The organism is Streptomyces sp. CRN 30 (genome assembly GCF_034105845.1).
The window spans coordinates 1-12,306 of sequence record NZ_JAVRHI010000361.1; the positions used below are offsets into that span (position 1 = coordinate 1).

At 71.1% G+C, this 12,306-nt stretch carries 13 protein-coding genes; 6 read left to right on the forward strand and 7 right to left on the reverse strand.

Going from position 1 to position 12,306, the window contains the following annotated elements; genetic code table 11:
• Positions 1-45: 45 nt before the first annotated feature.
• Positions 46-960, reverse strand: a complete 915-nt coding sequence (locus UW392_RS38130; RefSeq protein WP_320779820.1) for a YceI family protein — start codon at positions 958-960, stop codon at positions 46-48.
• A gap of 397 nt (positions 961-1,357) precedes the next feature.
• Here UW392_RS38130 and UW392_RS38135 point away from each other — a divergent pair, with 397 nt between their 5' ends.
• The gene (locus UW392_RS38135) at positions 1,358-2,083 is read left to right on the forward strand and encodes a DsbA family oxidoreductase (protein WP_320779821.1); all 726 of its coding nucleotides are present in this window, start codon (positions 1,358-1,360) and stop codon (positions 2,081-2,083) included.
• A 43-nt stretch (positions 2,084-2,126) separates the two neighbouring features.
• Complete coding sequence (locus UW392_RS38140; RefSeq protein ID WP_320779822.1) at positions 2,127-3,179, forward strand: aminotransferase class V-fold PLP-dependent enzyme; 1,053 nt, start codon at positions 2,127-2,129, stop codon at positions 3,177-3,179.
• 85 nt (positions 3,180-3,264) lie between these two features.
• Here the strand turns inward: UW392_RS38140 and thpD are convergent, their stop codons facing one another.
• The 6 genes from thpD to UW392_RS38170 all read right to left on the reverse strand — a co-directional run bounded on the left by thpD (position 3,265) and on the right by UW392_RS38170 (position 8,505).
• A complete protein-coding gene (gene thpD / locus UW392_RS38145; protein ID WP_320779823.1) occupies positions 3,265-4,152 on the reverse strand; it encodes an ectoine hydroxylase in 888 nt (295 codons plus the stop codon).
• Positions 4,153-4,157: 5 nt separating this feature from the next.
• Complete coding sequence (locus UW392_RS38150) at positions 4,158-4,556, reverse strand: ectoine synthase (RefSeq protein WP_320779824.1); 399 nt, start codon at positions 4,554-4,556, stop codon at positions 4,158-4,160.
• 40 nt (positions 4,557-4,596) lie between these two features.
• A complete protein-coding gene (gene ectB, locus UW392_RS38155; RefSeq protein WP_320779825.1) occupies positions 4,597-5,880 on the reverse strand; it encodes a diaminobutyrate--2-oxoglutarate transaminase in 1,284 nt (427 codons plus the stop codon).
• Positions 5,881-5,944: 64 nt separating this feature from the next.
• Positions 5,945-6,493, reverse strand: a complete 549-nt coding sequence (ectA, locus tag UW392_RS38160) for a diaminobutyrate acetyltransferase (RefSeq protein ID WP_320779826.1) — start codon at positions 6,491-6,493, stop codon at positions 5,945-5,947.
• Positions 6,494-6,824: 331 nt separating this feature from the next.
• Positions 6,825-7,361 (reverse strand): DinB family protein, encoded by a 537-nt coding sequence (locus UW392_RS38165; RefSeq protein ID WP_320779827.1) that lies wholly within the window; start codon positions 7,359-7,361, stop codon positions 6,825-6,827.
• 43 nt (positions 7,362-7,404) lie between these two features.
• Entirely contained in the window at positions 7,405-8,505 is a 1,101-nt protein-coding gene (locus UW392_RS38170; protein WP_320779828.1) for a pyridoxal-phosphate-dependent aminotransferase family protein, read from the reverse strand.
• Between the two features lie 111 nt (positions 8,506-8,616).
• Between UW392_RS38170 and UW392_RS38175 the strand changes: the two genes are divergently transcribed.
• Genes UW392_RS38175 through UW392_RS38190 form a run of 4 tightly spaced genes read left to right on the forward strand, consistent with a single transcriptional unit; the run spans position 8,617 to position 12,266 of the window.
• The gene (locus tag UW392_RS38175) at positions 8,617-9,465 is read left to right on the forward strand and encodes a transporter substrate-binding domain-containing protein (RefSeq protein WP_320779850.1); all 849 of its coding nucleotides are present in this window, start codon (positions 8,617-8,619) and stop codon (positions 9,463-9,465) included.
• Positions 9,462-10,301 carry an amino acid ABC transporter permease gene (locus UW392_RS38180; protein ID WP_320779829.1) on the forward strand — a complete coding sequence of 280 codons (840 nt, stop codon included), beginning with the start codon at positions 9,462-9,464 and terminating at the stop codon, positions 10,299-10,301. Before UW392_RS38175 ends, UW392_RS38180 begins: the two co-directional genes overlap by 4 nt.
• A gap of 14 nt (positions 10,302-10,315) precedes the next feature.
• Positions 10,316-11,164, forward strand: a complete 849-nt coding sequence (locus UW392_RS38185) for an amino acid ABC transporter ATP-binding protein (protein ID WP_320779830.1) — start codon at positions 10,316-10,318, stop codon at positions 11,162-11,164.
• 10 nt (positions 11,165-11,174) lie between these two features.
• Positions 11,175-12,266, forward strand: a complete 1,092-nt coding sequence (locus tag UW392_RS38190; protein WP_320779831.1) for an amidohydrolase family protein — start codon at positions 11,175-11,177, stop codon at positions 12,264-12,266.
• Positions 12,267-12,306: the final 40 nt, after the last annotated feature.

Here is a 12,306-nt window from a genome sequence, read left to right on the forward strand (position 1 = left end):
TCCCGGCCGCCTCAGGCGGCCGGGACTCCGGCATGTGTGCCACGTCTACTCCGGCGGCGTGGGCGTGTCGTGCGTGCGGTACATCGCCTGGACGTCCAGCTCCAGCTGGATGGTGGGGCCGACGACCGCGATGCCGCGGGCCAGCATCGAGCGCCAGTTGAGGGTGTAGTCCTCGCGGTGCAGCTCCGCCTTGGCCAGCGCCGCGCAGCGCAGTTCCTGCTCGTAGCCGCCGTTCACCATGCCGAGGTAGGTGGTGTCCAGGCCGACCGAGCGGCTGATGCCGTGCATGCTGAGCGAGCCCTGCAGCGTCCACTTGGAGCCGCCGCGGTACACGAAGCGGGTACTGGTGAAGTCGATGTACGGGTACCGCTCGACGTCGAGGAAGTCGGCGGACCGCAGGTGGTTGTCACGGGTGTTGTTGCCCGTGGTGATGCTGGCCGCGTCGATGCGCACCGACACCCGGGAGTCGGCCATGTTCTGCGCGACCTGGATGCCGCCGTCGAAGCGGGTGAAGCGGCCGTGCACATGGGCCATGCCGACGTGCTTGGCGATGAACCGGATCGCGGTGTGCGGCGGGTCGAACAGCCAGGTGCCCGGTGACGGCAGCTCGAGCTGGCGGGCCGGCTGGAGCTCGACGCGCTGGGTGGGCAGGGACACGCCGGGCTGGATCTCGACGGTCTCCCGGGAGGGCGACAGGCCCTCGGCCGCGATCATCATGCTGTAGCTGCCGGGCGGCAGCGTCGCCATGAAGAAGCCGAAGGGGTCGGTGGTGCCGCGGGTCGCGACGCGGTGGGTGTCCAGTGCGGTGACCGTGACATCGGCTCCTCCCATGGGCTGCCCCATGGGGTCCACGACCTCGCAGCCGATCGCGCCCGCGCCCTGCGGCAGGGGGACGGTGAGGCCCGCCGCGGCGCCGTGGCCGTTCTTGGAACGCCGGCGTCGGAGCAGTCCGAGGGCCATGCTGTTCACCTTTCTTCACACTTGTGGGAGTCGCGTGGGGGATCGCTGAACAATTCGTGTTCGCGGTTGCCAAATACACCCGTGATAAAGGGTGCTGACACAGAGACGGCGGCTCGTCCGACGATCATAAAGCAGTCGGTGCCGGGCCCTTACCCCGCGGTAGCTGTCCACGGTGGATGTTCGCGGCGGACGTCTGTGGTGAGGCGCGGGAAAGCGGCCCTCGATAAAGGTGATTCGCACCGATGCTGTGGCGAAGGCGCGGATTGCCGGAGGGGCGGTTCGACGGAATCCGGGATTCCCGGGATCCCCCGGGAATACGGCGAGGTTTTTGAATGTTCACGGAAATGGGGCGGAGGAGGTCTCCGCCGAGCCGTACGAACCGGAGGAACCCGTAGACATGCGCGTCGAGATCTGGAGCGACATCGCCTGCCCCTGGTGCTACGTGGGCAAGGCCCGCTTCGAGAAGGCGCTGCAGGCCTTCCCGCACCGCGACGAGGTGGAGGTCGTCCACCGCTCCTTCGAGCTCGACCCCGGCCGGGCCAAGGGAGACGTCGAGCCGGTGCTGCCCATGCTGGCCCAGAAGTACGGCATGAGCGAGGCGCAGGCGCGGGCCGGCGAGGAGAACCTGGGCACCCAGGCCACCGCCGAGGGCCTGGCGTACCGCACCGAGGGCCGGGACCACGGCAACACCTTCGACATGCACCGGCTGCTGCACCTCGCGAAGGAGCACGGCCGGCAGGACGCCCTGCTGCAGAACCTGTACCGGGCGAACTTCGCCGAGGAGCGGTCCGTCTTCGCCGACGCCGACGCGTACCTGGTCGAGCTCGCCGTCGCGGCCGGCCTCGACGCGGACACGGTGCGCGAGGTCCTCGACGACCCGGACGCGTACGCCGACGAGGTCCGTGCCGACGAGCGCGAGGCCGCCGAGCTGGGCGCGAACGGCGTCCCGTTCTTCGTCCTCGACCGCAAGTACGGCGTGTCGGGCGCCCAGCCCGCCGAGGTCTTCACCCGGGCCCTGACCCAGGCCTGGGGCGAGCGCTCCCCGCTGACCCTCGTGCAGGACGGCGCCGCGGGGGAGGTCTGCGGGCCGGACGGGTGCGCCGTACCGGAGCAGCAGAAGTAGGAATTCCGTGGACGGCGCGCGCACCGGAGCACACAGTGGTCCCATGGAGACCAGCTTCGAGACCCTCGTGAGCACCGAGTTCGCCCCGAAGACCACCTACCTGAACACTGCGAGCACCGGCCTGCCGCCGGCCCGTACGGTCGACGCCCTGCGGGTGGCCGTGGAGTCCGCGGCGGCCGGCCGGCCCACCGACATGTTCGCCGACGTGGAGGCGGCCCGGTCCGCCTTCGCCCGGCTGACGGGGGTGCCGGACCGCCGGGTCGCGGCCGGCGCCTCGGTCGCCGTCTACACGGGACTGATCGCCGCCTCCCTGCCCGAGGGCGCCGAAGTCCTCACCGCGGAGGCCGACTTCACCTCCGTGCTGAACCCGTTCCACGTGCGCCGCGACCTCAAGGTGCGCACCGTCCCGCTGGAGCGGATCGCCGAGTCGGTGCGTCCGGGCACCGCGCTCGTCGCGGTCAGCGCCGTCCAGTCCGCCGACGGCCGGATCGCCGACCTGGACGCGATCCGTGAGGCGGCCCGCTCGCACGGGGCGCGCACCTACGTCGACGCCTCCCAGGCCGCGGGCTGGCTGCCCCTGGACGCGGACGCCTACGACTTCGTCTCGGCCGTCGCCTTCAAGTGGCTCCTGTGCCCGCGCGGCGTGGCCTTCCTCGTCGTCCCGGAGGACCTCGGCGGGCTCACGCCGGTCTTCGCGGGCTGGGTCGCGGGGGAGAAGCCCTGGGACAGCTGCTACGGGCCCGTCGAGGAACTCGCCCACTCCGCCCGCCGGTTCGACGAGAGCCCGGCCCTCTTCTCCTACGCGGGCGCCCGCCGCTCCCTGGAACTGGTCGAGGAGCTGGGCGTACGGCACATCCAGGAGCACGACCTCGCCCTGGCCGGGCGCTTCGTCGCGGGCCTCGCCCGGCTGGGCCACGAGCCCGTCCCCGCGCCCGGCTCGCCCATCGTCTCGGTGCCCGGACTGGGCCGGCGGCAGCCGGAGCTGAGCCGCGCCGGCATCGAGGTCTCCGACCGCGCGGGCAACCTGCGGGCCGCCTTCCACCTGTACAACACACCCGCCGACGTCGACCGGCTCCTCGACGTCCTGGAGGGCTGACCGGCGGCTCCCGTTCCCGGACGGCCGCGGGCCGGGCACCCCGTGCGGGATGCCCGGCCCGTCCTGCGGCCGCGACGGCGGGACGTCAGCGCACCGGCGTGAAGTCCCGGGCCCCGATGAACTCCGGCCGGCGCACCGGCGCCGCGAACGGCTCGACCGCCGCGTTCTCCACGCTGTTGAACACGATGAACACGTTGCTGCGCGGGAACGGCGTGATGTTGTCGCCCGAGCCGTGCATGCAGTTGCAGTCGAACCAGGTCGCCGAACCGGCCCGCCCGGTGAAGAGCTTGATGCCGTGCTCGGCGGCGAACCCGGTCAGCGCCTCGTTCGAGGGCGTGCCCGCGTCCTGCATCTGCAGCGACTTCTTGTAGTTGTCCTTCGGCGTCTCCCCGGAGCACCCGAGGAACGTCTTGTGCGACCCCGGCATGATCATGAGGCCGCCGTTGGTGTCGAGGTTCTCGGTCAGCGCGATCGACACGGACACCGTCCGCATGTTCGGCAGACCGTCCTCGGCGTGCCAGGTCTCGAAGTCCGAGTGCCAGTAGAAGCCGGAGGCACCGAAGCCGGGCTTCACGTTGATCCGGGACTGGTGGACGTAGACGTCCGAGCCGAGGATCTGCCGCGCCCGGCCCACCACGCGCTCGTCGCGCACCAGCCGCGCGAACACCTCACTGATCTTGTGCACCTCGAAGACCGAGCGGATCTCCTGGGAGGCCGGCTCGACGATCGAGCGGTCGTCGGCCCGCAGCGTGGGGTCGGCGACCAGCCGCTCCAGCTCCGCGCGGTACAGCGCCACCTCGTCGTCCCCGATGAGCTGGTCGACGGAGAGGAAGCCGTCGCGCTCGTAGCCGTGGAGGTCCGCGGTGGAGATCGGCCCCGGGGTGTCCGGCGCGCCCCAGACGACCGGGTCCTGGCGGGGGACGGAGACCTCTTCGGCGCCGCGCGTCGGGTACAGGTCGGTGAGCGTGGTCATCGGGTTCAGACCTCCTCGGTCATCAGGGGGTAGACGCCGTTCTCGTCGTGGTCCTCCCGTCCGGTGACCGGAGGGTTGAAGACGCAGATGCAGCGGAAGTCGGTCCTGGGACGCATGGTGTGGCGCTCGTGGCCGTCCAGGAGGTACATCGTCCCGGGCGTGATCAGGTGCTTCTCGCCGGTCTCGTCGTTGGTCAGTTCGGCCTCGCCCTCGACGCAGAGCACGGCCTCGATGTGGTTGGCGTACCACATCGACGTCTCCGTGCCCGCGTACATGGTCGTCTCGTGCAGGGAGAAGCCGACCTTCTCCTTGGCGAGGACGATGCGTTTGCTCTCCCAGGTGCCGCCGGCGGCCTTCACGTGCCGGTCGGTGCCCTCGATGTCCTTGAACGAACGAACGATCACGGTGTTCCCTTCGCCTCCTCGTGGTGGTGTGTGCGGTGGTTCAGATGGTTTCGCGGACGGTCTCGCGGACGGCGCGGGCGAGGACGCGCAGGCCCTCGTCCAGCTCCTCGGGCGTGATGGTCAGGGCGGGCAGCAGCTTGACGACCTCGCTCTCCGGACCGGAGGTCTCGATGAGCAGCCCGAGCTCGAAGGCGCGCCGGGCGACCCGTTCCGCGCGCTCCTTCTCGTGGAACTCCAGGCCCCAGACCAGCCCGCGGCCCCGGTACTCGCGCACGTCGGCGAGGTTCTCCTCGGTGATGGAGATCAGCGCCTGCTCGACCTGCTCGCCCCGGGCGCGGGTCTGCTTCTCCATGGCGGAGCCGTCGGCCCAGTACGACTCCAGGGCGGCGGTCGCCGTCACGAACGCGGGGTTGTTGCCGCGGAAGGTGCCGTTGTGCTCGCCCGGCTCCCAGACGTCCAGCTCGGGCTTGAACAGGCACAGCGACATCGGCAGGCCGTAACCGCTGATCGACTTGGAGACGGTGACGATGTCGGGCACGATCCCCGCCTCCTCGAAGGAGAAGAAGGCGCCCGTGCGGCCGCAGCCCATCTGGATGTCGTCGACGATCAGCAGCATGTCCTGCCGGTGGCACAGGTCCTGCAACGCGCGTAGCCACTCGACACGGGCGACGTTGATGCCGCCCTCGCCCTGCACCGTCTCGACGATCACGGCGGCGGGCTTGTTGAGCCCGGAGCCCTGGTCCTCCAGGAGCCGCTCGAACCACAGGAAGTCCGGGACCGCGCCGTCGAAGTAGTTGTCGAACGGCATCGGGGTGCCGTGCACCAGCGGGATGCCCGCCCCGGCCCGCTTGAAGGCGTTGCCGGTCACGGCCAGCGAACCCAGCGACATTCCGTGGAAGGCGTTGGTGAAGGACACGATGGCCTCGCGCCCCTTCACCTTCCGCGCCAGCTTCAGCGCGGACTCCACTGCGTTGGTGCCCGTCGGGCCCGGGAACATGACCTTGTACGGCAGGTCGCGCGGTCGCAGCACCAGGTCCTGGAACGTCTGCAGGAAGGTGCGCTTGGCGGAGGTGGACATGTCGAGCCCGTGGGTGACGCCGTCGCGCTCCAGGTAGTCGATCAGGGCCCGTTTGAGTACGGGGTTGTTGTGCCCGTAGTTGAGTGATCCGGCGCCGGCGAAGAAGTCCAGGTACGCGTGGCCGTCCTCGTCGTACATACGGCTGCCCCGCGCACGGTCGAAGACGGTGGGCCAGCCGCGGCAGTAGCTGCGCACCTCCGATTCCAGGGTCTCGAAGACGCTCAGGTCGGGCTGGGTGATGGTCACGGCGAAGTCGCTCCTCGATGCGATGAGTATCGGGGGAAGTGGGTGGGGAGAGGCGGCCGGGCGCTCAGCGGGACAGCGGGCCGATGCGGTGCAGGACCTCGGGCTCGTGCGGTCCGTCGGGGAACAGGTCCGCCGCGAACAGCACCTCGCGCTCGACCCCCGCCCCGTGCCGGACGGCGAAGGAGGCGAACAGGCGCTCGGAGGCGGTGTTGCCCGGGGTGATGGTGGTCTCGACGGTGGTCAGCGGGTGCTCCTGGGCGACCCGGGCGGTCAGCCCGTCCAGCAGCGCCCCGGCGAGGCCGCGGCCCCGGTGCGCCGGGTCGACGGCCACCTGCCACACGAGCAGGGTGTGCGGGTCCTCGGGGCGGACGTAGCCGGTGACGAAACCGACGGGCCGCCCCGCCGTGTCGCGCGCCACCGCCGAGGTGCCGGCGAAGTCACGGCACCACAGCAGATAGCTGTAGGAGGAGTTGAGGTCGAGGGTGCGGGAGTCCCGGGCGAGGCGCCACAGCGCGGCGCCGTCGGCCACGTCGGGACGGTCGATCCACAGCCCCTCGGGCATCTTCAGGAATTCGGCAGGCAGTTCTGGCAGGTCTGCTTGTGCAGCTGTCATGCAAATTGAACTTACCCAGCAAAAGGTGAAATTGCATCGCCGATCGGGGTTACACATGGCGCGTACACGTGTTATCACGCGAGTGCGTGCGGCCGCGTGAGAGGGGAGCGAAAGGTTCAGTTTTGCCCGAAAAATACCACACAAAAAGGGCGCCATGTTGAGTTGATCACATGTCTGTAACCTTCACGGAACAGGCCCGAATTACCTCGGCGGGCGTTCGCCGAATCGCCTTGTTTAAGTTCGGCGGAAGCGGGCAGAAGCTAAATGGAAACCCGGCTGGATCAGCCGAATAAATGGGTTACGGCAATGGAAGAAGATATCGCGGGAAGCGCTACGCGCCCGTGGTGCCGTCGATCCGCTCCCGCAGGAGGTCGGCGTGCCCGTTGTGCCGTGCGTACTCCTCGATCAGGTGGATGAGGATCCAGCGGAGGTTGACCTCCGCCCCCGCCATCGCGGGGGAGTCGTCCGGAATCCGCCCCACCTCGTCCAGCGGCCGCCCGGCGCACAGCCGCCGGCCGCGGGCGACCTCCTCGCGCCAGACCTCCAGCGCCTCGTCGATGCCCCGCTCCGGGATGAGCGCGTACCCGGTCGGCTCCCCGTGCACCGGCGGTACGTCCTGGCCGGCGAAGACCCGCTGGAACCAATTCCGCTCGATCTCCGCGAGGTGCTGGACCAGACCGAGCAGGGTCAGCGACGACGGCTCCACCGGCGTGGACCGCAGCTGGGTGTCGTCGAGCCCGGCGCACTTCAGCTCCAGCGTGGCCCGGTGGAAGTCGAGCCAGCTCTCCAGCATGGGGCGCTCGTCGCCCGTCATGAGGGGGACGGGGCGGCCGTCGGGGAGGGTCAGGCGTCCTGTGTGCGGCGTCATGCGGGCAGCATTGCACAAGCGTTCGAACGCGGGGTGCGGGCCGCTACGCCCAAGCCTCCTCCACCGCCCGGTACGCACCCCGCACATCCACCTCCGGCCCCCGCCCGTCCAGTGCCGTGCCCAGTGCCGCCAGGCACGCCCGCACCGACCCCGGGGTGGCGTGGGGGCCGTAGTGGTTGAGCCGGACCATGTTCTTCGCCAGTGCGCCGCCGCCCGCCACGAGCGGCAGCGCGGGATCCGACGCCAGGACCCGGGCCACCAGTTCCGAGGCGACGACGCCGTCCGGCGTGCGCAGCGTCGTGGCGACCGGTGCCGCGTCCGCGGCCCGGTGCACGTACGGCTCCAGGCCCCCGCCGAGGGCGAGCACCCCCGCGCGGGTCGCCGCCGCGGCGGACGCGTGCCGGGCCGTCACCGCGTCCAGGCCCTCCGCCTCGATCCGCTCCAGGCACGCCTCCAGCGCGAGCATCTCCAGCTGCGCCGGGGCGTGCAGCAGGGCGCGGCGGCCGCCGTCGATCCACCGCTCCTTCCAGTCCAGCAGGGACAGGTACGAGCGGCGCGGCGCCCGCGGGTTCGCCGCCATGCGCGCCCACGCCCGCTCGCTCACCGAGATCGCCGACACCCCCGCAGGACCTCCCATCGCCTTCTGCGCCCCGATGACGCACAGGTCCACGCCCCACGCGTCCGGCTCCACCGGCTCCGCCCCGACGGAGGCGACCGCGTCCAGGTAGAACAGCGCGCCGTGCTCCCGCACCACCGCGCCGATCTCCGCGACCGGGTTGGTGTTGCCGGTCGCCGCCTCGGCGTGCACCAGCGAGACGAAGTCGATCTCCGGGTGGGCGGCGAGCGCCTCGCGGACCTGCTCCGCCGTGACCGCCGTGTGGAAGGGCACGGACAGGTCGACCACCGTCGCCCCGCAGTCGCGCAGCCAGTCGCCGAAGGTCTGCCCGTACGGCCCGGTGATCACGTTCAACGCGGTGGTGCCCGGCCCCGCGGCTCCCCGGATGGCCCCCTCCAGCGGCAGCAGCGCCTCCCCCTGGGTGATCACCACGTCCTGCGCGGTGCCGAGCAGCCGCGCCACGCGGTCCTCGATCGAGGCGAACCGCGCGGCGTCCATCGGCGGCAGATCAAGGAAGGGGTGCGTCACGGTGGTGCTCTCTCTGCTCAGGGGTACCAATGGCCAAAGGGTGGAAGTTATCGGTGTCGGAAGTACGTGGAAGAGCGTATCCATCTCCTGCAGGAGGTCCTTGTGAACCCCGTGACCACGGTCCTCGGCCGTCGCGGCCGAGTCCTGGCCGCCGCCACCGCGACAGCCGGGCTGCTGCTCCTGACCGGCTGTTCCTCCGGCGACGACGGCGGCGGGACCACCGTCAAGGGGGTCACCCTCGTCAAGGGCGGACAGCTCACCACCTGCACCCACCTGCCGTACCCGCCCTTCCAGTCGGAGATCGACGGCAAGGTGCAGGGCTTCGACGTGTCCCTCATCGACCTGGTGGCCGAGGAACTGGGGGTGGAGCAGCAGATCCTCGACACGCCGTTCGAGAACTTCAAGACGGGCGCGTTCCTCAACTCCGGCGAGTGCGACCTGGCCGCGGCCGGCATGACGATCACCGACGAGCGCAAGAAGAACGTCGACTTCTCCGACCCGTACTTCGACGCCACCCAGGCCGTCCTCGTCGACAAGGACAGCGGCCTCACCTCCCTGGCCGACGTGAAGGCCAAGAACAAGAAGCTCGGCGCCCAGGCCCAGACCACGGGCGAGGACCACGCCAAGGACCAGGGCTTCGACCCGGTCTCCTTCGAGAGCTCCGACGCCGTCCTCAACGGGCTGCGCACCGGCCAGGTCCAGGCCGTCGTCATCGACTACCCGGTCGTCCAGGGCTGGCTCAAGGACAAGGCCAACGCCGACGCCTTCCGGCTCGCCGGCCAGGTCGAGACCGGCGAGCGGTACGGCTTCACGGTCAAGAAGGGCAACACCGCCCTGGTCGACGCCATCAACAAGGCCCTGACGGACGCGCGGGCCGACGGCACGTACCAGGAGATCTACGAGAAGTGGATCGGCCCGTACGACGAGAGCGGCGCCTCCGCGTCCCCGTCCGCCTCATGAGCGTCACGGACGACGCGGCGCACCGGGTGAAGCCCCGCAGGCCGGGGCTGACCCGCCGGCGCAGGCGGACCCTCTCCCGCGCCCTGCAGTACGCCGTCTTCGTCGCCGCCGTGGCCGCCCTCGCGGTCACGGCCGACTGGGGACGGCTGCGGAACCAGTTCGCCCAGTTCGACCTGGCCCAGCAGATGTTCCCGGACATCATCACGCTGGCGCTGCGGAACACCGTCCTCTACACGGTCTCCGGCTTCGTCTTCGGGCTGGTCCTCGGCATGGTGGTCGCGCTGATGCGGCTGTCGTCCGTCGGCCCGTACCGCTGGGTCGCCGGGATCTACATCGAGATCTTCCGCGGTCTGCCCGCCCTGCTGATCTTCATCTTCGTGGGCGTCGCGGTCCCCCTCGCCTTCCCGGGCACCGAGATCCCGGGCGGCACGTACGGCAAGGTCGCCCTCGCCCTCGGCCTGGTCTCCGCCGCGTACATGGCGGAGACCATCCGCGCGGGCATCCAGGCCGTACCCAAGGGGCAGATGGAGGCGGCCCGCTCACTGGGCTTCTCCTACGGCCGCGCGATGGTGTCGATCATCATTCCGCAGGCCTTCCGGATCGTGATCCCGCCGCTCACCAACGAACTGGTCCTCCTGTTCAAGGACTCCTCGCTGGTGCTGTTCCTCGGGGTCACGCTGGAGGAGCGGGAACTGGCGAAGTTCGGCCGCGACCTGGCCAGCCAGACCGCCAACTCCACGCCCATCCTGGTCGCGGGCCTGTGCTACCTGCTGGTGACGGTGCCGCTCGGCTTCGTCGTACGACGCCTGGAGGCCAAGGCGGGGGAGGCCAAGTGAGCGGAGAGGACCGAGTGAGCACGCGCACCGGAAAGCCGGCCACGGGGGACCCGGAGATCAGCATCACCGGGCTGCACAAGTCCTTCGGCGACAACCACGTCCTGCGCGGCATCGACCTGGAGGTCCGCCAGGGCGAGGTCGTCTGCGTCATCGGACCCTCCGGCTCCGGCAAGTCGACGCTGCTGCGCTGCGTCAACCTGCTGGAGGAGCCCAGCGAGGGCCGGGTCACCGTGGGCGGCACGGAGCTCACCGACCCGGACGTGGACATCGACGCCGCACGCCGCCGCATCGGCATGGTCTTCCAGCAGTTCAACCTCTTCCCGCACCTGACGGCGACGGAGAACCTCACGCTGCCGCAGCGGCGGGTCCTCGGGCGGGACAAGGCGGAGGCGGCCCGGGTGGCCGCCGAGAACCTGCGGCGCGTCGGCCTCGCCGAGAAGGCGGACGCCTACCCGTCCTCCCTCTCCGGCGGCCAGCAGCAGCGTGTGGCGATCGCCCGCGCGCTGGCGATGGGCCCCGAGGTGATGCTCTTCGACGAGCCCACCTCGGCCCTGGACCCGGAACTGGTGGGGGACGTCCTGGCCGTGATGCGCGTGCTCGCGCAGGAGGGCATGACGATGATGGTCGTCACCCACGAGATGTCGTTCGCGCGGGAGGTCGCCGACCGGGTCGTCTTCATGGACGGCGGCGTGATCGTCGAGGACGGCCCGCCCGACCGGGTCATCGGCGCCCCGGCCCACGCACGCACCCGCCACTTCCTCTCCCGTCTCCTGGACCCGGCGATGGCGGACGTGGAGGAGGGGACCGGGGCCCCGGACCGGGCGGCGGACGGGGGTGGTGAAGGGCCGGGACACAGGCCCTAAGGTGCCGTCCATGGGTGAGGACGTGGTGCTGCAGGTGAAGGGGCGGGTGCTCGTCGGGCCCGAGGACGTCCGGGACGAGGTGTGGGTCGTCGGCGGCAGGATCACCTACGACCGCCCCGCCGGCGCCCGCGACGTCCGTACCGTCGCGGGCTGGGCCCTGCCCGGGCTGGTCGACGCGCACTGCCACGTCGGCCTCGACGCCCACGGTGCCGTGCCCGACGACGTCGCCGAGAAGCAGGCCCGCACCGAGCGCGAGGCGGGCGCCCTCCTCCTGCGGGACGCGGGCTCCCCGTCCGACACCCGCTGGATCGACGGCCGCGACGACCTGCCGAAGATCGTCCGTGCGGGCCGCCACATCGCCCGCACCCGCCGCTACATCCGGAACTACGCGCACGAGATCGAGCCGGACGACCTGGTCGCGTACGTGCGCCAGGAGGCCCGGCGGGGCGACGGCTGGGTGAAGCTGGTGGGCGACTGGATCGACCGGGACCTCGGCGACCTGGCCGCCTGCTGGCCGCCGGAGGCCGCCCGGGCCGCCATCGCGGAGGCGCACCGCCTCGGCGCCCGCGTCACGGCCCACTGCTTCGCCGAGGACTCCCTGCGCGACCTGGTGGAGGCGGGCATCGACTGCGTCGAACACGCGACGGGCCTGACGGAGGACACGATCCCGCTCTTCGCCGAGCGGGGCGTGGCGATCGTCCCCACCCTCGTCAACATCGCCACGTTCCCGCGACTCGCGGACGGCGGGGCGGCCAAGTTCCCCCGCTGGTCCGCCCACCTGCGCCGGCTGCACGCCCGCCGCCACGACACCGTGCGGGCCGCGTACGACGCCGGTGTCCCGGTGTACGTCGGCACCGACGCCGGCGGCACGCTGCCGCACGGACTGGTGGCCGACGAGGTCGCCGAGCTGGTCGGCGCGGGCATCCCCCCGGTCGAGGCCCTGTCGGCGACCACCTGGGGCGCGCGGCGCTGGCTCGGCCGGCCGGGACTTGCGGAGGGGGCGCCCGCGGACCTGGTCGTGTACGGGACGGACCCGCGGGCCGACGTACGGGTGCTCGCGGCGCCGCGCCGGGTGGTGCTCGACGGAAGGGTCGTGGCCTAGGGCGTCAGGAACGCCCTGGGGCGCCGCTGAGGCAGCTCCG

Excerpts from the sequence above, each read along its gene's own strand:
- UW392_RS38130 (WP_320779820.1), bottom strand. The coding sequence starts at position 960 with ATGGCCCTCGGACTGCTCCGACGCCGGCGTTCCAAGAACGGCCACGGC.
- UW392_RS38135 (WP_320779821.1), top strand. The coding sequence starts at position 1,358 with ATGCGCGTCGAGATCTGGAGCGACATCGCCTGCCCCTGGTGCTACGTG.
- UW392_RS38140 (WP_320779822.1), top strand. The coding sequence starts at position 2,127 with ATGGAGACCAGCTTCGAGACCCTCGTGAGCACCGAGTTCGCCCCGAAG.
- thpD (WP_320779823.1), bottom strand. The coding sequence starts at position 4,152 with ATGACCACGCTCACCGACCTGTACCCGACGCGCGGCGCCGAAGAGGTC.
- ectA (WP_320779826.1), bottom strand. The coding sequence starts at position 6,493 with ATGACAGCTGCACAAGCAGACCTGCCAGAACTGCCTGCCGAATTCCTG.
- UW392_RS38165 (WP_320779827.1), bottom strand. The coding sequence starts at position 7,361 with ATGACGCCGCACACAGGACGCCTGACCCTCCCCGACGGCCGCCCCGTC.
- UW392_RS38180 (WP_320779829.1), top strand. The coding sequence starts at position 9,462 with ATGAGCGTCACGGACGACGCGGCGCACCGGGTGAAGCCCCGCAGGCCG.
- UW392_RS38190 (WP_320779831.1), top strand. The coding sequence starts at position 11,175 with ATGGGTGAGGACGTGGTGCTGCAGGTGAAGGGGCGGGTGCTCGTCGGG.